The 25,104-nt window shown below is 49.6% G+C and carries 23 protein-coding genes, 1 other RNA gene and 1 pseudogene; 21 read left to right on the plus strand and 4 right to left on the minus strand.

Translation table 11 applies throughout. The features are described 5' to 3' along the window. Positions 1-138 precede the first annotated feature (138 nt). Together HMPREF9370_RS02450 and ubiG are read right to left on the minus strand one after the other, a co-directional pair. Positions 139-1,297, minus strand: a pseudogene (locus HMPREF9370_RS02450) (cytochrome-c peroxidase). Between the two features lie 196 nt (positions 1,298-1,493). Continuing rightward, on the minus strand, positions 1,494-2,216 hold the full coding sequence (gene ubiG / locus HMPREF9370_RS02455) for a bifunctional 2-polyprenyl-6-hydroxyphenol methylase/3-demethylubiquinol 3-O-methyltransferase UbiG (RefSeq protein ID WP_040666814.1): 723 nt from the start codon (positions 2,214-2,216) through the stop codon (positions 1,494-1,496). A 223-nt stretch (positions 2,217-2,439) separates the two neighbouring features. Here ubiG and HMPREF9370_RS02460 point away from each other — a divergent pair, with 223 nt between their 5' ends. Both HMPREF9370_RS02460 and rnpB read left to right on the plus strand, forming a co-directional pair. After that, a complete protein-coding gene (locus tag HMPREF9370_RS02460; RefSeq protein ID WP_040666815.1) occupies positions 2,440-2,979 on the plus strand; it encodes a hypothetical protein in 540 nt (179 codons plus the stop codon). 55 nt (positions 2,980-3,034) lie between these two features. Continuing rightward, an RNA gene (gene rnpB / locus HMPREF9370_RS11700) (RNase P RNA component class A) lies at positions 3,035-3,397 on the plus strand. 93 nt (positions 3,398-3,490) lie between these two features. Here rnpB and HMPREF9370_RS02465 read toward each other — a convergent pair. Both HMPREF9370_RS02465 and HMPREF9370_RS02470 read right to left on the minus strand, forming a co-directional pair. Next, a complete protein-coding gene (locus HMPREF9370_RS02465; RefSeq protein ID WP_009115710.1) occupies positions 3,491-3,817 on the minus strand; it encodes an FKBP-type peptidyl-prolyl cis-trans isomerase in 327 nt (108 codons plus the stop codon). A gap of 49 nt (positions 3,818-3,866) precedes the next feature. Continuing rightward, positions 3,867-4,097 carry a DUF2061 domain-containing protein gene (locus HMPREF9370_RS02470; protein ID WP_040667363.1) on the minus strand — a complete coding sequence of 77 codons (231 nt, stop codon included), beginning with the start codon at positions 4,095-4,097 and terminating at the stop codon, positions 3,867-3,869. 159 nt (positions 4,098-4,256) lie between these two features. Between HMPREF9370_RS02470 and HMPREF9370_RS02475 the strand changes: the two genes are divergently transcribed. From HMPREF9370_RS02475 to nuoN, 19 genes are all read left to right on the plus strand, one after another. Then, the gene (locus HMPREF9370_RS02475) at positions 4,257-5,204 is read left to right on the plus strand and encodes a D-2-hydroxyacid dehydrogenase (RefSeq protein ID WP_009115712.1); all 948 of its coding nucleotides are present in this window, start codon (positions 4,257-4,259) and stop codon (positions 5,202-5,204) included. A gap of 120 nt (positions 5,205-5,324) precedes the next feature. After that, positions 5,325-7,460 (plus strand): ATP-dependent DNA helicase DinG, encoded by a 2,136-nt coding sequence (gene dinG, locus HMPREF9370_RS02480; protein WP_009115713.1) that lies wholly within the window; start codon positions 5,325-5,327, stop codon positions 7,458-7,460. Positions 7,461-8,305: 845 nt separating this feature from the next. Then, positions 8,306-8,674, plus strand: coding sequence for an NADH-quinone oxidoreductase subunit A (locus tag HMPREF9370_RS02485; RefSeq protein WP_009115714.1), 369 nt, complete (start codon positions 8,306-8,308; stop codon positions 8,672-8,674). Beyond that, complete coding sequence (locus HMPREF9370_RS02490) at positions 8,665-9,144, plus strand: NuoB/complex I 20 kDa subunit family protein (protein WP_009115715.1); 480 nt, start codon at positions 8,665-8,667, stop codon at positions 9,142-9,144. The genes HMPREF9370_RS02485 and HMPREF9370_RS02490 overlap by 10 nt, the downstream gene beginning before the upstream one ends. A 9-nt stretch (positions 9,145-9,153) precedes the next feature. Then, entirely contained in the window at positions 9,154-9,741 is a 588-nt protein-coding gene (locus HMPREF9370_RS02495; RefSeq protein ID WP_009115716.1) for an NADH-quinone oxidoreductase subunit C, read from the plus strand. Next, entirely contained in the window at positions 9,734-10,990 is a 1,257-nt protein-coding gene (nuoD, locus tag HMPREF9370_RS02500; protein WP_009115717.1) for an NADH dehydrogenase (quinone) subunit D, read from the plus strand. The genes HMPREF9370_RS02495 and nuoD overlap by 8 nt, the downstream gene beginning before the upstream one ends. Further along, positions 10,990-11,463, plus strand: coding sequence for an NADH-quinone oxidoreductase subunit NuoE (nuoE, locus tag HMPREF9370_RS02505; RefSeq protein ID WP_009115718.1), 474 nt, complete (start codon positions 10,990-10,992; stop codon positions 11,461-11,463). The genes nuoD and nuoE overlap by 1 nt, the downstream gene beginning before the upstream one ends. Positions 11,464-11,563: 100 nt before the next feature. Continuing rightward, positions 11,564-11,971 carry an ester cyclase gene (locus tag HMPREF9370_RS02510; protein WP_009115719.1) on the plus strand — a complete coding sequence of 136 codons (408 nt, stop codon included), beginning with the start codon at positions 11,564-11,566 and terminating at the stop codon, positions 11,969-11,971. A 209-nt stretch (positions 11,972-12,180) separates the two neighbouring features. Continuing rightward, entirely contained in the window at positions 12,181-12,576 is a 396-nt protein-coding gene (locus HMPREF9370_RS02515; RefSeq protein ID WP_009115720.1) for a GFA family protein, read from the plus strand. A 286-nt stretch (positions 12,577-12,862) separates the two neighbouring features. Further along, positions 12,863-14,158, plus strand: coding sequence for an NADH-quinone oxidoreductase subunit NuoF (nuoF, locus tag HMPREF9370_RS02520; protein WP_009115722.1), 1,296 nt, complete (start codon positions 12,863-12,865; stop codon positions 14,156-14,158). 178 nt (positions 14,159-14,336) lie between these two features. After that, positions 14,337-14,867, plus strand: coding sequence for a DUF411 domain-containing protein (locus tag HMPREF9370_RS02525; protein WP_009115723.1), 531 nt, complete (start codon positions 14,337-14,339; stop codon positions 14,865-14,867). A 322-nt stretch (positions 14,868-15,189) separates the two neighbouring features. Beyond that, complete coding sequence (nuoG, locus tag HMPREF9370_RS02530; protein ID WP_009115724.1) at positions 15,190-17,448, plus strand: NADH-quinone oxidoreductase subunit NuoG; 2,259 nt, start codon at positions 15,190-15,192, stop codon at positions 17,446-17,448. 2 nt (positions 17,449-17,450) lie between these two features. Beyond that, a complete protein-coding gene (gene nuoH, locus HMPREF9370_RS02535) occupies positions 17,451-18,500 on the plus strand; it encodes an NADH-quinone oxidoreductase subunit NuoH (RefSeq protein WP_040666816.1) in 1,050 nt (349 codons plus the stop codon). 14 nt (positions 18,501-18,514) lie between these two features. Next, a complete protein-coding gene (gene nuoI / locus HMPREF9370_RS02540) occupies positions 18,515-18,994 on the plus strand; it encodes an NADH-quinone oxidoreductase subunit NuoI (RefSeq protein WP_009115726.1) in 480 nt (159 codons plus the stop codon). Between the two features lie 12 nt (positions 18,995-19,006). Next, positions 19,007-19,666 carry an NADH-quinone oxidoreductase subunit J gene (locus HMPREF9370_RS02545; RefSeq protein WP_009115727.1) on the plus strand — a complete coding sequence of 220 codons (660 nt, stop codon included), beginning with the start codon at positions 19,007-19,009 and terminating at the stop codon, positions 19,664-19,666. After that, positions 19,663-19,968, plus strand: a complete 306-nt coding sequence (nuoK, locus tag HMPREF9370_RS02550; protein WP_009115728.1) for an NADH-quinone oxidoreductase subunit NuoK — start codon at positions 19,663-19,665, stop codon at positions 19,966-19,968. The genes HMPREF9370_RS02545 and nuoK overlap by 4 nt, the downstream gene beginning before the upstream one ends. Positions 19,969-19,986: 18 nt before the next feature. Then, positions 19,987-22,005, plus strand: a complete 2,019-nt coding sequence (nuoL, locus tag HMPREF9370_RS02555; RefSeq protein ID WP_009115729.1) for an NADH-quinone oxidoreductase subunit L — start codon at positions 19,987-19,989, stop codon at positions 22,003-22,005. 37 nt (positions 22,006-22,042) lie between these two features. Further along, positions 22,043-23,560, plus strand: coding sequence for an NADH-quinone oxidoreductase subunit M (locus tag HMPREF9370_RS02560; RefSeq protein ID WP_009115730.1), 1,518 nt, complete (start codon positions 22,043-22,045; stop codon positions 23,558-23,560). A 9-nt stretch (positions 23,561-23,569) separates the two neighbouring features. Beyond that, on the plus strand, positions 23,570-25,021 hold the full coding sequence (gene nuoN, locus HMPREF9370_RS02565; protein WP_009115731.1) for an NADH-quinone oxidoreductase subunit NuoN: 1,452 nt from the start codon (positions 23,570-23,572) through the stop codon (positions 25,019-25,021). Positions 25,022-25,104 lie beyond the last annotated feature (83 nt).

The raw sequence follows: 25,104 nt of genomic DNA on the forward strand, positions 1-25,104 counted from the left end.
CTTTCTTGTCTATAAAGCGGATGGTTCCTGCCGGCTTTGTTCCGCCTTGTATGGAAATGTTTATAGCTGGATTGGTATGGTTTTGATGAACGTAAGGCCTGTCTGAAAACCAGTCGGTTTCAGACAGGCATACGGAGGTTAGTTATTGTCCGGTCGGGATTGCGGCGAATAAGCGGGCGGCAATTCCGGTAGCACGAGCGCTTCTTTGGGCACACTGCCGGACAAGGTGTTTAAGAAGGCAACAATATTGCGCACTTCTTCTTCCGGCAGTTTTTTGCCCAGTTGGGCCTCGCCCATGATGCCCACGGCTTTTTCCAGCTCACACACGCTGCCGTCGTGGAAATAGGGATAGGTTTTGGCCACATTGCGCAGGCCGGGCACGCGGAACACGAATTTGTCGTTTTCGGCTTTGGTTACTTCAAAACGGCCCTCGTCATGCTTTTTGCTGCCGGTAAACTGCCAGTAAGGGCCTTTAACCAAACCGAATTTTTTGGAAAGAATTGCCGCCGAGGTTAACGCCTTGGTGGCAGGCAATGCAGCCGTTGTTGATAAACGAGCGCACACCTTTGCGCTCTTCGGGCGAAAGGGCGTTGATGTTGCCTTTCAGATAATCATCCCATTTTGTGGGCGTGATCAGAGTGCGTTCAAACGCGGCGATGGCATCGGTAATGTTGGCAAAAGACACGGCTCCGCCGTTTTCGCCGTAAGCTTTTTTGAATAAAGCTTGATATTCGGGAATTTCAGCAATTTTCTTTTCAACCGATGCTTCGTTGGTATTGGCCATTTCCACAGGATTGAGCAGCGGGCCGCCGGCTTGCTCTTCAACTGTGGCGGCGCGGCCGTCCCAAAACTGGCTGCCGAGCAAAGCGGCGTTTAATACCGTGGGCGAGTTGCGGCCGCCGAACTGGCCTTTATGGCCTTGGCTGGTCGACATATTGTCTACGCCGGCGCTGGCTAAGTTGTGGCAGGAATTGCAGCTGACCGTATTGCCGCGCGAAAGGCGGGGATCGTGCCAAAGCTGGCGGCCGAGTTTGACTTGTTCTTCGCTAAATGGATGGGCTTTCTGCATCTCTTCCAATGAGGGCAGCGGTTGGAAAATCCCTTGGGCTTGTTTCAGCAGGGCTTTGTCTTCTTCTGATGCGTTGCCTGCGTCTGCAACAGCCGGGGCGGATGCGGGAGCCGGAGCTTTGGATGAAGTTTGCGGCGCTTGTTCTGCTTTCTTGTCGGTTTTGGATTCGCCGCAGGCGGCCAATAATGCCAGCAGGGTCAAACTGCCGATTTTTACGGTATGGTTCATGATGGTTCCTTTGAGTTATGTTTATTTTTGGTATCGTTTGCGCTGTTTCTTATGACAAACGCAAGCTTAAGTGTAAACTTTGTAAAAAACCGTCGGTTGATTTAAGTCAATGGGTTTGGATTTTGATGCGGAATGAATAATGCCTGTCTGAAAACCAATTCAGACAGGCATTGTTGTGTTGAAGTGTGGGGGAAGCCTACACTGGTTTGCAGGCAATCATGTAGTTCACGTCGGTATTGTCGTTTAGCGAGTAAACTTTGGTCAGCGGGTTGTAGCCCATGCCTTTGGTGTCCACCACGTCAAGCCCGGCTTGGCGGCACATGCGCGCAAGTTCGGCGGGGGTGATGAATTTTTTCCAGTCGTGCGTGCCTTTGGGCACGAGGTTTAAAATGTATTCGGCACCGAGAATGGCGTGAACGTAGGATTTCGGGTTGCGGTTGATGGTGGAGAAAAACACCATGCCGTCGGGTTTCACCAATTTGGCGCAGGCGCGGATGATGGAATCGGGGTCGGGAACGTGCTCCATCATTTCCATGCAGGTTACGATGTCGTAGCCGTGCGGGGCTTCGGCAGCCAAGTCTTCCACGCTGATGCAGCGGTATTTCAGATTCCCTACACCTGATTCAAGCGCGTGCAATTCAGCGATTTTCAGCGATTTTTCAGCCATATCGATGCCGGTTACGGCTTCCGCCCCCAGTTTGGCCATGCTTTCGGAAAGAATGCCGCCGCCGCAGCCGACATCCAGCACGGTTTTTCCGGCCAGCTGCCCGTGCCGGTCGATATAGCCCAGCCGCAGGGGATTAATGTCGTGCAGCGGTTTGAATTCGCCGGCGGTATCCCACCATTTGTGGGCGAGGCGGCTGAATTTGTCGATTTCGGCATCGTCTACATTGCGTTCGGGTTCGGTATGCTGATCCATGTTTTGCTCATTGGGGTAATGAAAGATTGGCGGTATTTTAACCCAGATTGCGCGGGGGTGCAGGCTGGTTGATGCCTGTCTGAAAGTTTTCAGACAGGCATTCTTAAATTGGCACAGTCGGGTAAGTAAGCGGGAAATACCGCCCCCATTCAACCAATCAACTATACCGCGCCGGATAATGGTACACTTGCCGCCTTGTTGCCAAGAGTGAAACCATTTGAAAATGAGAAGAATATTGTCGTCGCTGCCGGTGTGGATTGTGTTGGCGGATATGCTTTACGGATTTTCGGCCAACCTGGCCAAAAGCCTGCACCTGAACAAACAGGAGCTGCCCAAAGACGGGCTGCCGGTTGCACCCGAAATCGCGTTTAACGGCTTGCAGGTGCTGGCAAACGGCGGCATGGTGCTGATTGTGGGCTTCGGGCTGCTGGTGTTGCTGCGGCTCAACCGCACCGTGCTGCAAAAGCGCGTGATGCACATCGGCTTTTTCTCCACGCTGGGCTTGCTTGCCGTGTTGGCATTTTCATTGGGTTCGCTATGGGAATGGGCTTGGGCTTTGGTGAAAATGGCGGGCGGGCAGCAAGTGGTGTCGTTTTCTAATCCGCGCTATCTGATTGTGGCGCTTTGCCTGCCTTGGATTGCCATACTTACTATCCTGCGCTTGGCGGGCTGGTACCGCTTGAGCAGGCGGCAGGAGCGGTTGGCGGCAGCCCAAGCAGATTATGCGACAAGCGGAGAGGAAACGCCGCCGCAAAACGGATAATGCCTGTCTGAAACCGAATGCCGCCGCCACTTCATGCTATAATCGCCGCCGCATACAGGTAGAACAGGCAATCGCCGCGCAAGGCTTCGTGCCTTGCGGGGAGGAAAGTCCGGGCTCCGCAGAGCAGAATGCCGGCTAACGGCCGGGCGCGGTAACGCGACGGAAAGTGGAACAGAAAGCAATACCGCCGATGGCTGCTTCGGGCAGCACAGGTAAGGGTGAAAAGGTGCGGTAAGAGCGCACCGTGCACTTGGTAACAAGGCGCAGCAGGCTAAACCCCATTCGGAGCAAGACCAAACAGAACACCACGACGCTGCTCGCCGAGTGTTCGGGTAGGTTGCTGGAGCGCATCAGCAATGGTGCGCCTAGAGGAATGATTGCCCAACGACAGAACCCGGCTTATCGTTTTGCCTGTATGCCTTTATTTTTTATCTTGAATTAAACAATGCCTGTCTGAAAACAAGCTAAGTAAGTTTTCAGACAGGCATTGGCTTATCGGTGGTAAAACCGATCAATCGTGCACTTTCAGCAGCTCCACCTCGAATACCAGCGTGGCATTGGGCGGAATCACGCCGCCTGCTCCGCGCGCGCCATAACCCATTTCCGGCGGAATGGTCAGCTTGCGTTTGCCGCCTTCTTTCATGCCGCCGAAGCCTTCGTCCCAGCCGGCAATCACTTGGCCCACGCCCAAAGTGATGGTGAGCGGCTGGCTGCGGTCGAGGCTGGAATCGAACTTTGTGCCGTCTTCCAGCCAGCCGGTGTAATGCACGGTAATTTCTTTACCTTTTACGGCTTCTTTGCCGCTGCCGGTTTCGATGTCTTCAATCTTCAGGCTCATAAACGCTCCTTGCTGTTGCGGGTTGGAAATGCCCGAAGCGTAACACAGTTCAGCTGCCTACGCATTGGTGCAGCGGGATTTTGCTTTTTTGGGGAGAGCGGATGCCTTTTTTGCGTTCATAGCGGTTCCATGCTTTTTCATGGAAATAAAACACCACTGTGTTGGCAAGCGGTTCAATCAGCGCCACGGCGCTGGAAATGCCGATGCTGCCGGTAAGCAGATAAGCGATGCTGAAGGCAACGCCGAAGTGTAAAATAGCAAAAGTGATGGTTTTTAACATAATCTTAAGTGCGGTTTGTGTTTTAATAATGAAACACAATATCATTTGCCGCCGCAGAAGCCCATGTGATTTTCTCAATCTGATGTTAGTTAAAATAAATCGTTATTCTTTTTAAGATTTAAAATGCTAAAAACATAGCCTTCAATAAAGGAGCAAAGCATGCTCAATATCGTGATTCTCGACCGTGATACCTTACCCGACCAAGCTTTCCAACCCAAATGCCCGCACACGCTCACCGAATATCCTTACACCGAGCCGGAAGACACAGCCGAACGGATTGCCGGTGCCGATGTCATCATCACCAATAAAGTGGTGATTAATGCGCAACATATCGCCGATAATCCGCAGCTCAAGCTGATTGCCATTGCCGCTACCGGTTATGACAATGTGGATATTCAAGCCGCCAAAGCAGCGGGCATTACCGTGTGCAACATCCGCGCTTACGGCAATGAATCGGTGGCCGAACATGCGTTTATGCTAATGATTGCCCTGATGCGCAATCTGCCCGCCTATCAGCGCGACGTAGCGGCCGGAGTGTGGGAGCAGGCGCGTTTCTTTTGCCATTTCGGTGCACCCATGCGTGATTTGAACGGCAAAACGCTGGCGATTTTCGGGCGCGGCAACATCGGCAAGATGCTGGCCGGTTACGCGGAGGCGTTTAAAATGAACGTGGTGTTCGGGGAACACAAACATGCTTCAACCGTGCGTGAAGGGTATGTGCCATTTGAAGAAGCCATCCGCAGAGCCGACGTGGTTTCCCTGCATTGCCCGCTCAATCCGCAAACGCGCAACATGATAGGCGAAGCCGAGCTGCAAAACATGAAACCCGGCGCTATCCTGATTAACTGCGGACGCGGCGGCCTGGTTGACGAACATGCCCTGATTGCCGCGCTGAAATACGGCACGCTGGGCGGCGCCGGTTTCGACGTGCTCACCGAAGAGCCGCCGCGCAACGGCAACCCGCTGCTCAAAACCCGCTTGCCCAACCTGATTGTCACGCCGCATATGGCCTGGGGCAGCATCGAAGCGCGCAACCGCCTGTTTGACATCCTGCGTGAAAATGTGGAGCGCTTTGCAGAGGGCAAGCCGCAGAACGTGGTGGTGTAGTTGAATGATGCCTGTCTGAAAAGATGGATTCAGACAGGCATAGTGTTCAATGTTAAAATACCGGCTTGATACACTCAGGGTGCGGGCTTTCTTGCCCGCCCGCTTTTTATTGCTGCCAACATGCTGACCGACCTAGAAAAAAACGCCATCCGCGACCACTACCGCGCCATTTCCGAAAACCTGCCGCAGTTCACGCCGCGACCCTCGCAGCGCGAAATGATTGCGGCTGTGGCCAACGCGTTTTCACGCAGCAAAGTGCGGGAAGAGGGCGAAGAAGCGCCCGAGCGCGAGGGCGAGAGCATCGCCGTTATCGAAGGGCCCACCGGCGTGGGCAAATCGCTGGCTTATCTGCTGGCGGGCGGCATTATGGCGCAAACGCGCGGCAAACGTCTGATTGTGTCGAGCGCTACCGTGGCTTTGCAGGAGCAATTGGTCAACCGGGATTTGCCTTTTCTGGTGGAAAAAAGCGGCCTTGAACTCAGCTTTGCCCTCGCCAAAGGGCGCGGCCGTTATTTGTGCCCCTATAAGCTTTACCAGCTCACCCAAACCAATGCGCAAACCAACCTTTTGGGTTTTGAAGACCTGCCTTCCGTGATGTTCAGCGACAAGCCGAGCGCGCAAGATTTGGACACTTTGCGCAAGCTGGCGGACGAATTTGCCGCCCGCCGCTTCAACGGCGACCGCGACACGTGGCCGGAAAAAATCCCCGATAAACTGTGGTTTCAAATTACCAACGACCGGCACGGCTGTCTGAAAGCCGCCTGCCCCAACCGCCCCGAATGCCCATTTTTCCTAGCGCGCGAAACATTGGAAACCGTAGATGTGGTGGTGGCCAACCATGATTTGCTGCTTTCCGACATCAGCATGGGCGGCGGCGTGATTCTGCCTGCGCCTGAAAACAGTTTCTACTGTATCGACGAAGCCCACCATCTGCCCAAAAAAGCCCTCAGCCGCTTTGCCGCCGAACATTCGGTAAACCTGGCGTTGTGGACGGTGGAAAAGCTGCCCGCCATTGTGAACAAAGTGGCCGCGTTAACCGACAAAACCGAGCCCGCCAACCTGGCCGACGAAGCCGCCGCCGGTCTGCAGGAAAGCCTGTCTGAATGGCTGTTCCACCTCGGCAGCGAACCGAAGTTGGATTTAAGCGGCAAAGACAACGATCCCGTTTGGCTCTGGGAAGACGGAAAAATTCCGCCCGACTTGGCTTTGCTGGTTTCCAACACGAATACCGCCGCCAAAAGCCTGCTTAAAAACATATATAGCTTAAGCGACGCGCTGGCCGCCGCCCGCCGCGACAAAGACAAAGACGGCCCGCTAATCGACCGCCTTACCGGAGAATTAGGCCTTTTTGTCGCGCGCGTCGAACAAATCGCCGCCGTGTGGGAACTGATGGCGACCGAGCCGGAGGAAGGGCAGGAGCCGTTGGCCAAATGGGTGGAGCGGAAAACCGGCGACAAAAACGACTATATATTCAATGCCAGCCCCATTAGCAGCGCAGGCCATCTGGCCAACGGTTTGTGGCGCCGCGCCGCAGGTGCATTGTTAACCTCGGCTACCTTGCGTTCACTAGGTAATTTCGACCTGCTGCTGCGCCAAACCGGTCTGATATGGCTTCCCGACACCACCACGCTGGCCCTACAAAGCCCGTTTAATTTCGCAGAGCAGGGCGAGCTCTATATTCCGCCGCTAGCCGCCAGCCCGAAAACGCCGGATGCCCACACCGACGCCATTGTCGAATGGCTGCCCAAACTCATATCCGCCGAAGAAGCCATTGGTACGCTGGTGTTGTTTACCTCGAAAAAACAGATGAATGAAGTGGCCATGCGCTTGCCGGAAAGCCATTTGCCTTATCTTTTAATACAGGGTGAAATTCCCAAAGCCGTGCTGCTGCAAAAGCATTACGAAGCAATTGCAGCAGGCCGACCCAGCATTATTTTCGGGCTGGACAGCTTCGCCGAAGGCTTGGATTTGCCCGGCGAAGCCTGCGTACAGGTCATCATTGCCAAACTCCCGTTTTCCATGCCCGACAACCCGATTGAAAAAACGCAAAGCCGCTGGATTGAGCAGCGCGGCGGCACACCGTTTATAGAAATTACCGTACCGGAAGCCAGCATCAAGTTGGTGCAGGCCGTGGGCAGGCTTATCCGTACAGAGCGCGACTACGGCCGTGTAACCATCCTCGATACCCGCATCCAAACCCATTCCTACGGCAAACGCCTGCTCGCCTGCCTGCCGCCGTTTAAGCGGATAGGTTGATGAGTTTGACGGTGTTAGATCCAACATAAGGCAACCGTATTTTCAGACAGGCATTCCCATAATCTCAGCCATTTGCCGTTATACTCGGGTTAAGCCCGAGTATGCTATAAAGTGTGCTATTTTCAAGTTGATTCACTATTGTTCGGAAGCTTCATGCCTGTCTGAAAAATCCGGTGCAGATTACATGAAGTTACATAAGCTTCTACTTCACTGTATACAGTGAAATTTCCATAACTGTTGTGCAGTTGCCCTGTATTTTCCGCACCTGATTATCTGTGGTTTGCTGCCTTATCCGAAAGCAATTTTCACAGCTATGCCGTTTATTTAAACATTCATAAAATCAGATGCTTCTGAGTAATTAGCAAGCGCAAAAAACAAGTGCAACATGCCTGTCTGAAAGAAGCATTTTTTCTTAAATTGCTTTCTATATTTCCGAATAGTGATAATTGAAACATTTAGCTAATTATTTTTTAGCTAAATTGAGCATAAAATTCCAAAAAATGAAAAAATAAAACTTTCTGGGCTTTAAGCAGGAAAGCTGCGTATTTTTTAGGCAAGAAATAAAGCAATGAAAGCAGGTGATGTGCTATGCATATTGAAAATATTAAGAAAAGTTAAATTGAATTAAATACAGTTTAAAATAATCTCATCTGAAAACGCTTAAAAAATAAGCAAAATAATTTCAGAAAAAAATTTAATGAGAATCGTTATCATAAAAGTATTGAAATTATTGAACTTTTTCAAAAAAATCGAGAGTGTTTAACTTTTAATCACAAGCAAATTTGGCTACAATAACCTACATTTATTTTATCTATTTGTGCTTAACAAAACAGGTGTAAAAAACCATGTTAGCTAACTATTTTCCCGTTTTAATCTTTTTGATTGTCGGTTTGGCAGCGGGCATTTTGTTTTTGGTGCTGGGCAACGTGCTCGGCCCGAAACGCCATTATCATGAAAAAGATACGCCGTTTGAATGTGGCTTCGAAGCATTTGAAAACGCCCGCATGAAATTTGACGTGCGTTATTACTTGGTGGCGATTCTGTTTATTTTGTTTGATTTGGAAGTTGCATTCATGATTCCGTGGGCCGTGGTGTTTAAAGACCTGATGATGTCGCACGGGCAGTTTGCCTTCTGGTCGATGTTTGTGTTCATCGTGGTGCTCACGGTGGGCTTTATCTATGAATGGAAAAAAGGTGCGCTGGAATGGGAATAGAAGGCGTTTTGAATAAAGGCTTCGTAACCGCCAGCGCGGATACGGTGTTGAATTATGTGCGCACAGGTTCGTTGTGGCCGGTAACGTTCGGTTTGGCCTGCTGTGCGGTTGAAATGATGCAGGCGGGTGCTTCCCGTTACGACCTTGACCGCTTCGGCATTATTTTCCGTCCGTCTCCGCGCCAGTCCGACTTGATGATTGTGGCCGGTACGCTGTGTAACAAAATGGCGCCTGCCCTGCGCCGCGTGTACGACCAAATGGCCGAGCCGCGCTGGGTGTTGTCGATGGGTTCTTGCGCCAACGGCGGCGGCTACTACCATTATTCCTATTCCGTGGTGCGCGGTTGCGACCGTATCGTACCTGTCGACGTGTATGTGCCGGGTTGCCCGCCGACTGCCGAAGCCCTGATTTACGGCTTGATTCAGCTGCAAGGCAAAATCAAACGCACTTACACCATTGCCCGCAACTAGGAGAACAAGATGCATGTAAACGATTTGTATCCGGTTGTCCAAAATGTGTTGGGCGACAAAGCCAGCAAGGTGATTCTCGCATTGGGTGAGATTACCGTTGAATGCCTGCCTGAAAACTATCTGAACGTAATGACTACGCTGCGCGATCATGCCGATCTGCATTTTGAATCCTTGGTGGATTTGTGCGGTGTGGATTACAGCACCTACAAAAACGAACCGTGGGAAGGCAAGCGTTTTGCCGTGGTCAGCCAACTGGTTTCCGTAAAAAACAACCAGCGTATCCGCGTGCGCGTATGGGCGGCCGAAGATGATTTCCCTGTGGTCGATTCCGTGGTGGATATTTACAACAGCGCCGATTGGTACGAGCGCGAAGCATTCGACCTGTTCGGCATCCTGTTCAACAACCACCCCGATTTGCGCCGTATCCTGACGGATTATGGCTTTGTCGGCCATCCTTTCCGCAAAGATTTCCCGATTTCAGGCTATGTAGAAATGCGTTACGACGAAGCTGAGAAACGCGTGATTTACCAACCAGTAACCATCGAGCCGCGCGAAATTACTCCGCGCATCGTCCGCGAGGAGAACTACGGTGGCTAATAAATTAAGAAACTACACCATCAACTTCGGCCCGCAGCACCCCGCTGCCCACGGCGTATTGCGTATGATTTTGGAGTTGGAGGGCGAAACCATCGTCCGCGCCGACCCGCATATCGGCCTGCTTCACCGCGGTACCGAAAAACTGGCCGAAACCCGCACTTATCTGCAAGCCCTGCCTTATATGGACCGCTTGGACTACGTTTCCATGATGGTCAACGAACAAGCCTATTGTTTGGCGGTAGAAAAACTGACCGGTGTCGAAGTGCCGATCCGCGCCCAATACATCCGCGTGATGTTTGCCGAAGTGACCCGTATTTTGAACCATTTGATGGGTATCGGTTCGCACGCGCTCGATATCGGCGCGATGACTGTATTCCTGTATGCCTTCCGTGAGCGTGAAGAGCTGATGGACTTATACGAAGCCGTATCCGGTGCGCGTATGCACGCGGCTTATTTCCGCCCCGGCGGCGTGTACCGCGATTTGCCCGATTTCATGCCTAAGTATGAATCCAGCAAATTCCGCAATGCCAAAGTGTTGAAAAAGCTGAACGAATCGCGCGAAGGTACGATGCTCGACTTTATCGAAGCCTTTACCGATCGCTTCCCTTCTTGCGTAGATGAATACGAAAGCCTGCTGACCGACAACCGTATTTGGAAGCAGCGTACCGTCGGCATCGGCGTGGTTTCTCCCGAGCGCGCGCTGCAAAAAGGCTTTACCGGCGTGATGCTTCGCGGTTCCGGTGTGGAGTGGGATATCCGCAAAAAAGCACCGTATGATGCCTATGCCAATGTTGATTTCGACATTCCCGTCGGCGTAAACGGCGACTGCTACGACCGTTACCTCTGCCGTATCAACGAAATGCGCGAATCCAACCGCATCATCAAGCAATGCGTGCAATGGCTCAAAGCCAACCCCGGCCCCGTGATTGTCGATAACCACAAAGTCGCTCCGCCCAAACGTACCGAAATGAAAATGGGTATGGAAGACTTGATCCACCATTTCAAACTGTTTACCGAAGGCATGCACGTGCCCGAAGGTGAAACCTACACTGCCGTCGAACACCCCAAAGGCGAGTTCGGCATTTACATGATTTCAGACGGCGCCAACAAACCCTACCGCCTGAAAATCCGCGCACCCGGCTTCGCCCACCTGCAAGGCATGGACGAAATGGCACGCGGCCACATGTTGGCCGACGTGGTGGCCATCATCGGTACGCAAGACATCGTATTCGGGGAGGTAGACCGATAATGTTATCCGCAGAATCTTTAAAACAAATCGACGTCGAGCTGGCGAAATACCCGGCCGACCAACGCCGTTCCGCCATCATGGGCGCATTGCGTATCGCCCAAGTGGAAAAACGCTGGCTCACGCCTGAAATCATTGAATTCGTTGCCAACTATGTCGGCATCGCACCGGCTGCCGCCTACGAAGTGGCAACTTTCTACAATATGTACGATCTGCATCCGGTAGGCAAATACAAACTGACCGTCTGCACCAACCTGCCTTGCGCCCTGCGCGGCGGAGTGAATGCCGCCGAATACCTGAAACAGAAACTCGGCATCGGCTTCGGCGAAACCACTTCAGACGGCCTCTATACCTTAGTGGAAGGCGAGTGCATGGGCGCGTGCGGCGATGCCCCCGTTATGTTGGTAAACAACCATAAAATGTGCAGCTTTATGACCGAAGAAGCGATTGAAGCGAAATTGACGGAATTGCAGTAAAGGCTACCTGAAAAGTAGAAGATTGAAGTTGGCTTAAAAACCCGGCAACACCGCAAAGACCGTCTGTAAAAAGTGGGTCAATTAAGTTGTTAAGCAGGTTATGAACTCAAAAGAATTGGTGAAATATTTTTATGAGCAGATTTTTTCGAGAAATCTGGTGGATGAAATCGAAAATTATGTTGATAAAAAATGTAATTTGAGAGTGGGGACAGAAATATTTCCAATAGGCTTAGATGGTATGAAAAAGCACATTTCAGATGTGCGGGAAACGTATCCTGATTTTACAATCCAAGTTATTAACCAATTCTCAGAAAAAGAGTATGTAATTTCGGAAATTATTGCAACGGGAACCCATAAAGGCGTGTTTTTGGGAATACAGCCGACAAACAGAAAATTGACTTTTACTGGAATTGATGTCGATAAAGTTGAGAATGGTAAGATTGTAGAGCACAGCGGGGCAATCAATACTTTTGAAACTTTTATCCAAGAAAATATTATAAAGATTTGAATAAATAGCAAGCCGTAGGTCGGATTCTTGAATCCGACAGAAGGTTTTAACTCGAACAAACTGTCGGATTCGAGAATCCGACCTACAAAACGTCAAAGGTGTTCGAATCCACTACGGCGAAACAGTTTAAACACTTTAAAAAATCCTTTTCAGACGGCCTCAACAAGGCTACCTGAAAGGCTGTCTGAAAACAAAGAAAGGAAGCAGAAATGGAAGCGAAATGTTTGTGCGGTAAAGTATCGCTAAAAGTCGAAGCCGAGCGCAAGCTGCACGCTTGCCATTGCGGCAAATGCCGTACTTGGGGTAGCGGTGCAAATTTTTCCGTAACCGCCAAAACACCTGAAATCCACGGTGGCGAATATATCGGACGCTACCGTTCGTCCGAATGGGCGGAACGCTGTTTCTGCAAACAATGCGGTACGCACCTGTTTGTGCAGGTGGGCGACGATTATTACATCAATGCGGGATTATTTGCCGATAACGCCGATTTTGAGCTAGAAAGTCAAATCTTTATCGACTGCAAAGCACCGTATTACGAGTTGGCTGACGATACGCCGAAACTGACGGAAAGCGAATTTTTGGCCATGATAGGCGCGGCGGAGTAGCCGTAGGTCGGATTCTTGAATCCGACATCAACAAGGTTTTAACTCGGACAAACTGTCGGATTCGAGAATCCGACCTACAAAACGTCAAAGGTGTTCGAATCCACTACGGCGAAGCATTTTAAACACTTTAAAAAACGCTTTTCAGACGGCCTCAAGGCTACCTGAAAGGCCGTCTGAAAAATTTTTCAGACAGGCATAACAAAACAAACAATAAGTACATACGCACAACAGCAGTTGGGCGGTAAAGTAAAAAGATTGAAGAAGTTAACCGATTAGGGCTAAGCAAATGGCTATTTTCCAATCAGGCGTGATTTTTGAGAACGTCGATACCCATAATCCGAGCTGCTGGAAGCTGGACGAATACGTTAAGCGCGGCGGTTATCAGGCTTTGCGCAAAATCCTGACTGAAAACATGTCGCAAGACGATGTGATTTCAGAAGTAAAAACTTCGGGCTTGCGCGGCCGTGGCGGTGCGGGCTTTCCCACCGGTTTGAAATGGAGCTTTATGCCCCGTTCTTTCCCCGGTGCGAAATACGTTGTCTGCAACACCGACGAAGGCGAACCCGGCACATTCAAAGACCGCGACATCATCAACTTCAACCCGCATTCTTTGATTGAGGGCATGATTATTGCCGGTTACGCGATGGGTGCCGAAGCGGGTTACAACTATATCCACGGCGAGATTTTTGAAGGCTATCAACGCTTTGAAGCCGCCTTGCAGGAAGCACGCGACGCCGGCTTTTTAGGCAAAAACATCATGGGCACGGACTTCTCATTCGAGCTGTTTGCCCATCATGGTTACGGCGCATATATCTGCGGCGAAGAAACCGCTCTGCTGGAATCGCTGGAGGGCAAAAAAGGCCAGCCGCGCTTCAAACCGCCGTTCCCCGCTTCATACGGCCTGTACGGCAAGCCAACCACCATCAACAACACCGAAACCTTTGCTTCCGTGCCGTTTATTATCCGCGACAGCGGTCAGGCGTTTGCCGACAAAGGCATTGAAAACGCAGGCGGTACCAAGCTGTTTTCCATTTCCGGCCATGTTGAACGCCCGGGCAACTATGAAGTGCCGCTCGGTACGCCGTTTGCCAAACTGCTCGAAATGGCCGGCGGCATGAAAGACGGCAAAAAACTCAAAGCCGTGATTCCCGGCGGTTCGTCTGCGCCCGTACTGCCCGGCGAAGTAATGATGACCTTGAACATGGACTACGATTCCATCGCCAAAGCAGGCTCTATGTTGGGTTCCGGTGCGATTATCGTGATGGACGAAGACGTGTGCATGGTCAAAGCGCTTGAACGCTTGAGCTACTTCTACCACGAAGAATCCTGCGGCCAATGCACCCCCTGCCGCGAGGGTACAGGCTGGCTGTACCGCGTGGTGCACCGCATTGCCGAAGGCAAAGGCCGCCCCGAAGATTTGGACTTGCTGGATTCGGTCGGCAACAATATGGCCGGCCGCACCATCTGTGCCTTGGCTGATGCCGCCGTGTTCCCCGTGCGCAGCTTTACCAAGCATTTCCGCCATGAATTTGAACACTATATCGAGCATGGCAAACCGGCTAAAGAGCATAAGTGGTGTTAGTAAAAGCCGGCTGGTTGGAAAGTAGTGCCTTTTCAATAATAAGGTTGGTTTTTTTCATTGATTGATTCAGTTTGGTTTTTATAAAACTTCAATGTGAAAATGTTGGTTGATTATAGTCAAAATATTTCTCTCGAATTGGTCTAATTGGCTGCTTAAATTTTAATTTGAGGATGAGATTGTGAAAAAAATAAAATTCTTTTCTAAGCAAACAGCTTGGGTTTTTACTGTATCTGTTGCTGTTTCAGCAGTGGTATTTGGCTTGGTGTCCGAGTCTAATCATCGGCAACAAATGGATTACGCAGATTTGGCGGATAAGGATTTGCTTTCACATCAACATAAAGTGGAGGTGTGGAAGGATCCCAATTGCGGTTGTTGTACTGAATGGGTTAAGCATATGGAGGATAACGGCTTCCAAGTGGTTGTACACAATACTGGTAATCGTGAAGCGAGAGATGAGTTAGGGATGCCGCAAAAATATGGGGCGTGCCATACAGCCAAAGTAGATGGTTATGTTATAGAAGGACATACACCTGCAACGGATATTCGCCGTTTGCTCAAAGAAAAACCAGAGGCTTTGGGTTTGGCAACACCTGGTATGCCGTTGGGTTCTCCTGGTATGGATGGAGAAATGTATCAAAATCGGAAGCATCCTTATGATGTGTTATTGGTCGCTAAAAACGGGAGTAATCAAATTTATCAATCTTACTAATATGTAAGAGAAGGTTGGGTTATTAATTCCAGTAAGAGTAGGTTGGGTTGTAAAACCCAACACAAATATCAGGCCGTCTGAAACATTGGGTTTAAAACCCAATCTACTTACATGATTGATTCCCTTTCAATCAGGCAGAATTTGCCTTGAAGCTTTAAAAAACTAATTAATGAAGTCGGAATTGAAAAACAGGCTACCTGAAACACAGTCAAAAATAAAATGCCTGTCTGAAAACTTGGTAAACGTATACAACAAATAAAAAAACAGTATTTCAGACGGCCTTATTTAAATTTTTAATAAAACCGTAACTAGGAAACACACCATGTTACAAATTGAAATCGACGGTAAACAGATTGCAGTCAAGCAGGGTGCGACCGTAATGGAAGCGGCGCACGAGCTGGGCACTTATATCCCGCATTTCTGCTACCACAAAAAATTATCCATTGCCGCCAACTGCCGCATGTGCCTGGTGGAGGTGGAAAAAGCCCCGAAACCCTTGCCTGCCTGTGCCACGCCGGTAACAGACGGCATGGTGGTGCATACCCATTCCGCCAAGGCCAAGCAGGCGCAGGAAGGCGTGATGGAATTTCTGCTCATCAACCACCCGCTGGATTGCCCGATTTGCGACCAGGGCGGTGAGTGTCAGTTGCAGGATTTGGCCGTGGGTTACGGTAAATCGTCGAGCCGTTATCAAGAAGAAAAACGCTCGGTTGTGCCCAAAGATATGGGGCCGTTGGTGTCGGCGGAAGAAATGAGCCGCTGTATCCACTGTACCCGCTGTGTGCGCTTTACCGAAGAGATTGCCGGTTTGCAGGAAATCGCTATGGCCAATCGCGGCGAGTTTTCCGAAATCATGCCGTTTATCGGCAAAGCGGTGGAAACCGAATTGTCCGGCAACGTGATTGATTTGTGTCCGGTGGGTGCCTTAACCAGCAAACCGTTCCGCTACGATGCCCGCTCCTGGGAATTGAGCCGCCGCAAAACCATTTCCGCGCATGATGCTTTGGGCAGCAATTTAATCGTGCAAACCAAAGACCACACCGTGCGCCGCGTGTTGCCGTTGGAAAACGAAGCTGTTAACGAATGCTGGATTTCCGACCGCGACCGCTTCGCCTACGAAGGCCTCTATCATGAAAGCCGTCTGAAAACACCGAAAATCAAGCATGGCGGCGAATGGCATGAAGTGGATTGGCAAACTGCGCTGGAATATGTGCGCAAAACTTTAGACTGTATTGCCAAAGAAGGCGGCAAAGAGCAAATCGGTATTTGGGCAAACCCGATGAATACCGTAGAAGAGCTGCACTTAGCGAAAAAACTGGCCAACGGTTTGGGCATCAAACATTTCGATACCCGCCTGCAACAGCAAGACAATCGTTTAACAGGCCGTCTGAAAGGTGCGCAATGGTTGGGTCAAAGCATTGAAGATTTAGGCAACAGCGATGCCGTGCTGGTCGTGGGTGCCAACCTGCGTAAAGAACAGCCGCTGTTAACCGCCCGTTTGCGCCGTGCTGCCAAGTCTTATATGGCGTTGAGCATTATTGCCGGCAGCAAAGAAGAATTGCACATGCCGTTGCTGGCGCAAGAAGCGGTACACCCGAATGAATGGGCAGGCCGTTTGAAAAACTTGGCGCAGGATTTGGAACAAGGCGTAGCCGCCAGCCTGAAAAATGCCGAAAAAGCCGCGATTGTGTTGGGTGCCGAAGTACAAAACCACCCTGATTATGCGGCGATTTATGCTGCCGCTCAGGAATTGGCTGCGGCCACCGGTGCGGTTTTGGGTATTCTGCCGCAAGCTGCAAACAGCGTCGGTGCGGATATCTTGGGCGTGAACAGAGGCAACAGCATTCAAGAAATGTTGGCGCAACCGAAAAAGGCCGTATTGCTGTTGAATGTGGAGCCTGAAATCGATGTAGCAAACGGCGGTAAAGCAGTGGCTGCATTGAAGCAAGCTCAAAGCGTAATGGCGTTTACTCCGTTTGAAAGCGAAACCTTGCGTGAAGTGTGTGATGTGATGCTGCCTATTGCGCCGTTCACCGAAACTTCAGGTAGCTTCATCAGCATGGAAGGCCGTCTGCAATCGTTCCACGGCGTGGTAAAAGGCTTTGCCGATTCACGCCCGTTGTGGAAAGTGCTGCGTGTGTTGGGCAATGTGTTTGAACTGGAAGGTTTTGAGTTCGACAGCAGCGAGCAAGTGCTGAAAGAAGCCGTCAATAAAGAAGGCCTGTCTGAAAAACTGAATAACGCTGCCGATATTCAAGTGCAGGCGAATCAGGCTGCGGGCCAATTGGTGCGTGTGGGCGGTGTCGGTATTTACCATACCGATCCGATTGTGCGCCGTTCTGCTCCGCTGCAGGCAACCAGCCATGCACAAGTGCCGGCAGCGTGTGTGCACCCCAACACATTGGCTGCGTTGGGTTTGCAAGATGGTGCAACCGTACAAGCAGGGCAGGGCGCGGAGCGTATCAACGTAACAGTTGTTGCCGATAAAGGCCTGTCTGAAAATGTGGTGTATCTGCCGCTGCATTCTGAAAATGCCGCGTTGGGTGCGTTGATGAACACGATTGAATTGGCGGGAGCTTAATGATGCAAGAGTGGTTCCAATCCTTATTGGGGAATGATATCGGCTTGGTTGTGTCGATTCTGGTCAAAATCGTTTTGATTTTGGCACCGCTGATTCTGACCGTGGCTTATCTGACTTACTTTGAACGCAAAGTGATCGGCTATATGCAATTGCGTGTCGGCCCCAACGTTACCGGCCCGTTTGGTTTGATTCAGCCGTTTGCCGACGTGTTGAAGCTTCTGTTTAAAGAAGTTACCCGTCCGAAATTGTCGAACAAAGCTTTGTTTTATATCGGACCGATGATGTCGCTGATGCCGGCTTTTGCTGCTTGGGCGGTGATTCCTTTTTCCGATGAATGGCTGTTGACCAATGTCGATGCGGGCTTGCTGTATATTCTGATGATCACTTCTTTGTCTGTATATGGTGTGATCATTGCAGGTTGGGCGTCCAACTCCAAATATTCATTTTTGGGTGCGATGCGTTCGTCTGCACAAACTATTTCCTATGAAATTGCTATGGGTGCAGCTTTGGTATGCGTGGTTATGGTTTCGGGAAGTATGAACTTCAACGAAATTGTTGCCAGCCAAGCCAAAGGGATTGCAGGCGGTTCGATTTTCTCTTGGAACTGGTTTGCATTGTTCCCGGTGTTTATCGTGTATCTGATTTCCGCCGTAGCCGAAACCAACCGCGCACCGTTTGACGTGGCAGAGGGTGAGTCTGAGATTGTGGCCGGTTTCCATGTGGAATATTCCGGTTTCGCCTTCGCCTTATTCTTCTTGGCCGAATACATTTTCATGATTTTGATCGGTGCGCTCACCGCCATCATGTTCTTGGGCGGTTGGTTGTCTCCGTTCCCGCAAAGCTGGGGCATTATCGGCACGCCGAGTGCGTTTTGGATGTTCCTGAAAATGGCCTTTATTTTGTACGGCTATCTGTGGATTCGCGCTACTTTCCCGCGTTACCGCTATGACCAAATCATGCGTTTGGGTTGGAAAGTGCTGATTCCGGTAACGTTCGTATGTATTGTGCTGCTCGGTTTGTGGATGATTTCACCCTTGTCGCTGTGGAAATAAGGGGAGAGTGAATTATGGCTAATTTAGTAAAAACCTTTTTGTTGGGTGAGCTGGTAAAAGGCATGGGTGTTACGCTCAAAAACTTTTTCGCCCGCAAAGAAACGATTATGTTTCCCGAAGAGAAAACGCCCCAATCCGTGCGTTTCCGCGGTTTGCATGCGCAACGCCGCTATCCGAACGGGGAAGAACGCTGCATTGCCTGTAAATTGTGCGAAGCAGTATGCCCGGCAATGGCAATCAACATCGAATCTGAGCAGCGTGAAGACGGCAGCCGCCGCACCACGCGCTACGATATTGATTTGACCAAATGCATTTTCTGCGGCTTCTGTGAAGAAGCCTGCCCCACCGATGCCATTGTGGAAACCCATATTTTGGAATACCACGGCGAAAAACGCGGTGATCTGCATTACACCAAACCGATGCTGCTGGCCATTGGCGATAAATACGAAGCTGAGATTGCCAAACGCAAAGCGGCCGACGCGCCTTACCGTTAAAGGAGCAGAACCATGACTTTTTCACTGATTATGTTCTATGTTCTGGCGGCGGTTATTCTGTTTGGTGCGGTAAAAACCGTTACCGCTAAAAACCCTGTACACGCTTCTTTATATTTGGTACTGACCTTCTGTATGTCGGCCATGATGTGGATGCTGATGCAGGCAGAGTTTCTCGGTATTACGCTGGTGGTCGTGTATGTGGGTGCCGTGATGGTGCTGTTCCTGTTCGTCGTAATGATGCTGAACATCGACATCGAAGAAATGCGTGCCGGTTTCTGGCGTAATGCGCCCGTGGCGTTTACTGTGGGTGTGTTAATGGCTGTGGTGTTAATCATGATTCTGATGGCTCCGGATACCAATTTGGCGGCATTCGGCTCTATGAAAGACATCCCTGCCGATTACAGCAACGTACGTGACTTGGGTAGCCAAATTTATACTACTTATCTGTTACCGTTTGAATTGGCTGCAGTATTGTTGGTACTCGGTATGGTGGCTGCAATTGCTTTGGTGCACCGTAAAACGGTTAATCCGAAATACATTAATCCTGCCGATCAAGTAAAAGTAAATGCAAAAGAAGGCCGTATGCGCATGGTGAAAATGGAAGCTGTGGTGCTGCAACCTACTCAACCTGAAAACGATTCAGACGGCCAAGCAGAGGAGGGCAAAGCATGATTACGATTACGCATTATTTGGTGCTTGCCGCCCTATTGTTCGGTATCAGTGCCATGGGCATCTTCATGAACCGCAAAAACGTATTGGTGCTGTTGATGTCGATAGAGCTGATGCTGCTGGCCGTGAATTTCAATTTCATCGCTTTTTCGCAATATTTAGGCGATACCGCCGGCCAGATTTTCGTGTTTTTCGTATTGACTGTGGCTGCTGCCGAATCGGCAATCGGTTTGGCGATTATGGTTTTGGTGTTCCGTAACCGTAATACGATTAATGTTGCAGATTTGAACAGTTTGAAGGGCTAATCGGGAGAATAAGAAAAAATGAACGATATGACTTTATATCTGGCGATTGCCCTGATTCCTTTGGCCGGTTCGCTTTTGGCCGGTTTGTTCGGCAACAAAATCGGCCGTGCAGGCGCTCATTCGGTAACGATTCTCGGCGTGGCAATCTCTGCCGTACTGTCCGGCTATGTGTTGTGGGGCTTTATTGACGGCACGCGCACCAAATTTGATGAGAATGTGTACACATGGTTAACCATGGGTGGCGTTGATTTCTCTGTCGGTTTCTTGGTAGATACCTTAACCGCCATGATGATGGTGGTGGTTACCAGCGTTTCTTTAATGGTACATATCTATACCATTGGGTATATGCACGATGAGAAAGTAGGCTATCAACGCTTCTTCAGCTATATCTCGCTGTTTACTTTTTCCATGCTGATGTTGGTGATGAGCAATAACTTTGTTCAATTGTTCTTCGGCTGGGAGGCAGTGGGTTTGGTGTCTTATCTGCTGATCGGTTTTTACTTCAAGCGTGAAAGTGCTATTTTCGCCAACTTGAAAGCCTTTTTGGTCAACCGTGTCGGTGACTTCGGTTTTATCTTAGGCATCGGTTTGGTGCTGGCTTATTTCGGCGGCAGCTTGCGCTATCAAGATGTGTTTGCTTACTTGCCCAATGTGGTCGGCATGCAGATTTTCGGTTGGGATTTAATTACCGTAACTTGTTTATTGCTGTTTGTTGGTGCAATGGGTAAATCGGCACAATTTCCGCTGCATGTGTGGCTTCCTGATTCTATGGAAGGCCCTACGCCGATTTCTGCATTGATTCACGCGGCAACCATGGTAACGGCAGGTTTGTTTATGGTGTCCCGCATGTCGCCGATTTATGAGCTTTCTACTACTGCGTTAAGTGTGATTATGGTGGTAGGTGCGATTACCGCGCTGTTTATGGGCTTTTTGGGCACTATTCAAAACGATATCAAACGTGTGGTGGCTTATTCGACTTTGTCGCAATTGGGCTATATGACCGTGGCTTTGGGTGTGTCTGCTTACTCAATCGCCATGTTCCATGTGATGACCCATGCTTTCTTTAAAGCCTTGCTGTTCTTGGCAGCAGGTAGCGCGATTATCGGTATGCATCACGATCAAGATATGCGCCATATGGGTAATTTGAAAAAATATATGCCCATTACATGGATTACAATGCTTATTGGTAATTTGTCGCTGATCGGTACGCCGCTGTTCGCTGGTTTTTACTCTAAAGATTCGATTATCGAAGCCGTACATTTCAGCAACTTGCCGGGCAGCGGTTTTGCTTACTTTGCCGTGTTGGCCAGCGTATTTGTTACCGCTTTCTACGCTTTCCGCCAATATTTCATGGTATTCCATGGCAAAGAAAAATGGCGTGAAATCCATCACGATCACCATTCAGACGGCCACGATGACGAACACCACCACGGCTTGGGCAAAAACGATAATCCGCATGAAAGCCCTTGGGTTGTCACCCTGCCTTTGGTTTTGTTGGCGATTCCCTCAGTGATGATCGGTTATGTAGCCATTGAGCCGATGCTGTATGGCGACTTCTTTAAAGATGTAATTCATGTGAATCATGAAGCGCATCCGGTTATGACTCAAATGAAAGAAGCCTTCCACGGCCCGTTGGCAATGGTTTCACATAGCCTGCATACCCCGGTTCTGTATTTGGCAATCGGCGGTGTTGTAGCGGCGTGGTTCCTGTATGTGAAAGCGCCTCATCTGCCGGCTAAGATTGCTTCTGCATTCAGCCCGATTTACAAACTGCTGGACAACAAATACTACCTTGATGTGATTTATTTCAATGTATTTGCCAAAGGCAGCCGCGCATTGGGTAACTTCTTCTGGAAAGCGATTGATACGGCCATTATTGATAATGGCTTGGTTAATGGCAGTGCGAAGTTGGTTGGCGGCATTGCTGCTCAGGTTCGTAAATTTCAGACAGGCTTTATCTACACTTATGCCGCATTTATGGTATTCGGTGTGTTGGCTCTGATTGTGACCTTCTTTTGGGGTCTGTTTGTGAAGTAATGGTACGAATTCAATTTTAGAATAACAGGTTACGAATATGTTTGATAACTTACTCAGCTTGGCAATTTGGGTGCCGATAATTGCCGGTGTGCTGGTCTTGGCGACAGGATCAGACCAGCGTGCGGGCTTGGCGCGTATTCTTGCTTTGGTAGGTTCGCTGGCAGGTTTTTTGGTAACACTGCCGCTGTTTACTCAATTTGATCGGTTGAGCGGCGGTTACCAGTTTACCGAATTCCATAGTTGGATTCCTATCTTGAACATTAATTATGCCTTGGGTGTCGACGGTATTTCCGTTCTGTTTATTATCCTAAATGCTTTTATTACTTTGATGGTGGTATTGGCGGGTTGGGAAGTGATTCAGAAGCGTCCGGCGCAGTATATGGCGGCATTCTTAATTATGTCTGGTTTGATTAATGGTGCATTTGCCGCACAAGATGCCATTCTTTTCTATGTATTCTTTGAAGGCATGTTGATTCCTCTCTACCTGATTATCGGTATGTGGGGTGGCCCGCGCCGTGTGTATGCTTCTGTGAAGCTGTTTCTATATACTTTGCTGGGTTCGTTGTTGATGCTGGTAGCTTTGGTTTATTTGTCATACCAAGCAGGTGGCAGCTTCTCAATCGTAGAATTCCAAAATCTGAAGCAGATTCCTTTGGGCATCCAGCAATTGCTGTTTATTGCCTTCTTCCTGTCTTTTGCAGTGAAAGTGCCTATGTGGCCGGTACATACTTGGCTGCCTGATGCGCACGTTGAAGCACCTACCGGCGGTTCTATGGTGTTGGCAGCGATTACCCTGAAAGTAGGTGCATACGGTTTCTTGCGCTTTATCCTGCCGATTCTGCCAGACGCTTCGCGTTATTTTGCACCGGTAATTATTGTGCTCAGCCTGATTGCGGTGATCTATATCGGTATGGTGGCTTTGGTGCAAACCGATATGAAAAAACTGGTGGCGTATTCATCCATTAGCCACATGGGCTTTGTAACATTAGGTATTTTTCTGTTCAGCGGCATGTTTTCCGGCGCTAATTTGGGTGAATTGAACGACTGGGGCCTGAAAGGTGCGATTGTGCAGATGATTTCCCACGGTTTTGTATCGGCTGCTATGTTTATGTGTATCGGTGTAATGTATGACCGTTTGCACAGCCGCAATATCGCCGATTACGGCGGTGTGGTAAACGTGATGCCTAAGTTTGCTGCTTTTATGATGCTCTTCGGCATGGCCAATGCCGGCCTGCCTGCTACTTCGGGCTTCGTAGGTGAGTTTATGGTAATCATGGGTGCTGTGGAAGTGAATTTCTGGGTGGGAGCGTTGGCTGCCATTACCTTGATTTACGGTGCATCTTATACCTTATGGATGTATAAACGGGTGATTTTCGGTGAAATCAAGAACCCGGAAGTCAAAGAGATGAAAGACATCAACTGCCGCGAGTTTGCTATTTTGGCGATTTTGGCAGTAGCCGTGCTGGGTATGGGTTTGTGGCCGCAACCTTTTATTGAAGTCGTACATCAAGCTGCGAATGATTTGATTGTACAAGTAGCGCAAAGTAAGATTTGAGGTGTGTGAATGAACTGGACTGATTTAAATTTAAATATCGCCATGCCTGAAATTGTGCTGCTTTCGGCATTATTTATCGTGTTGCTGGCGGATTTATGGATTAGTGATGCTAATCGTAAAATCACACATTATCTGAGCCTGCTGACTTTGGTATTGGCTGCAGGTGCGCAATATATGGTGTGGTCACCTGCGAGCACTCTGGCATTCAATGGCTTCTATGTGGCAGACAGTATGTCGCAATTGGCAAAAATGGTGATGTATGCCACCGTATTTGCAATATTTGTTTATGCCAAGCCTTATAACCAAGTGCGCGGTATTTTCAAAGGTGAATTTTATACCTTATCGCTGTTTGCGCTCGCCGGTACCAGCATCATGGTCAGCTCAGCCCATTTCCTGACTGCTTATTTGGGTTTGGAGCTTCTCTCCTTGGCTCTTTACGCTTTGATTGCTTTGCGCCGCCATTCTGCGAATGCTGCCGAGGCTGCGTTGAAATACTTTGTTTTGGGCGCCTTAGGTTCGGGCTTGCTGCTTTACGGTATTTCTATGGTTTACGGTGCAACAGGTTCGCTTGCTTTTGCGGATATTCTGGCGCAGACCCATGTAATGGGCGGCTCTCCATGGCTGCTTAAGTTGGGTTTGGTATTCATTGTGGTTGCCGTTGCATTCAAATTGGGTGCAGTTCCCTTCCACATGTGGGTGCCGGATGTTTACCAAGGTGCGCCAACTTCCGTGGCTGCTTTGGTAGGTACTGCGCCCAAGATTGCAGCGGTGCTGTTTGCGTTCCGTATTTTGGTGGGCGGTTTGGATACCATGTCTGCCGACTGGAGCAAAATGCTGATTATTTTGGCTGTTGCTTCATTGGTGATCGGTAATTTGGCTGCCATTATGCAAACCAATATCAAACGCATGCTGGCTTATTCAACCGTGTCACACATGGGTTTTATCTTGTTGGCGTTTACTGCAAGCATGGTAGGATTTGCTTCTGCACTTTATTACGCACTGGCTTATATTGTGATGAGCTTGGTAGCGTTCGGCGTGTTGATGCTGCTTTCTAACGAAGAGCATGAATGTGAAGAAATCAATGATTTAGCCGGCCTGAACCAGCGTAATGCTTGGTATGCTTTTCTGATGTTGTTGACCATGTTCTCAATGGCCGGTATTCCGCCTCTAATGGGCTTCTATGCGAAATTTACAGTTATTAATGCCATGCTTGGCGTTGGCCATATTTGGTTGGCTGTGTTCGCTGTGGTGATGTCGCTGATTGGCGCTTTCTATTATCTGCGTGTTGTGAAAGTGATGTATTTCGAGAAAGCGGAAACCGAGCGTCCGGTTGAAAGCGGTTTGCCGGTGAAGGCTTTGTTATCTGTGAATGCATTTTTACTGTTACTGTGGGGCGTATTGCCGGATAGCGTGATGCAATGGTGTATTGCTGCTGTCCGCCAGGCTGTGGCCATGCAGTAAACAATGCCTGTCTGAAAAATAAAACGGCAACCATAGGGTTGCCGTTTTTGTTAATATAATGCCTTATTTAAAGATATTTCAGA

The sequence above is a fragment of the Neisseria wadsworthii 9715 genome, assembly GCF_000227765.1.
Lineage (GTDB): Bacteria > Pseudomonadota > Gammaproteobacteria > Burkholderiales > Neisseriaceae > Neisseria > Neisseria wadsworthii.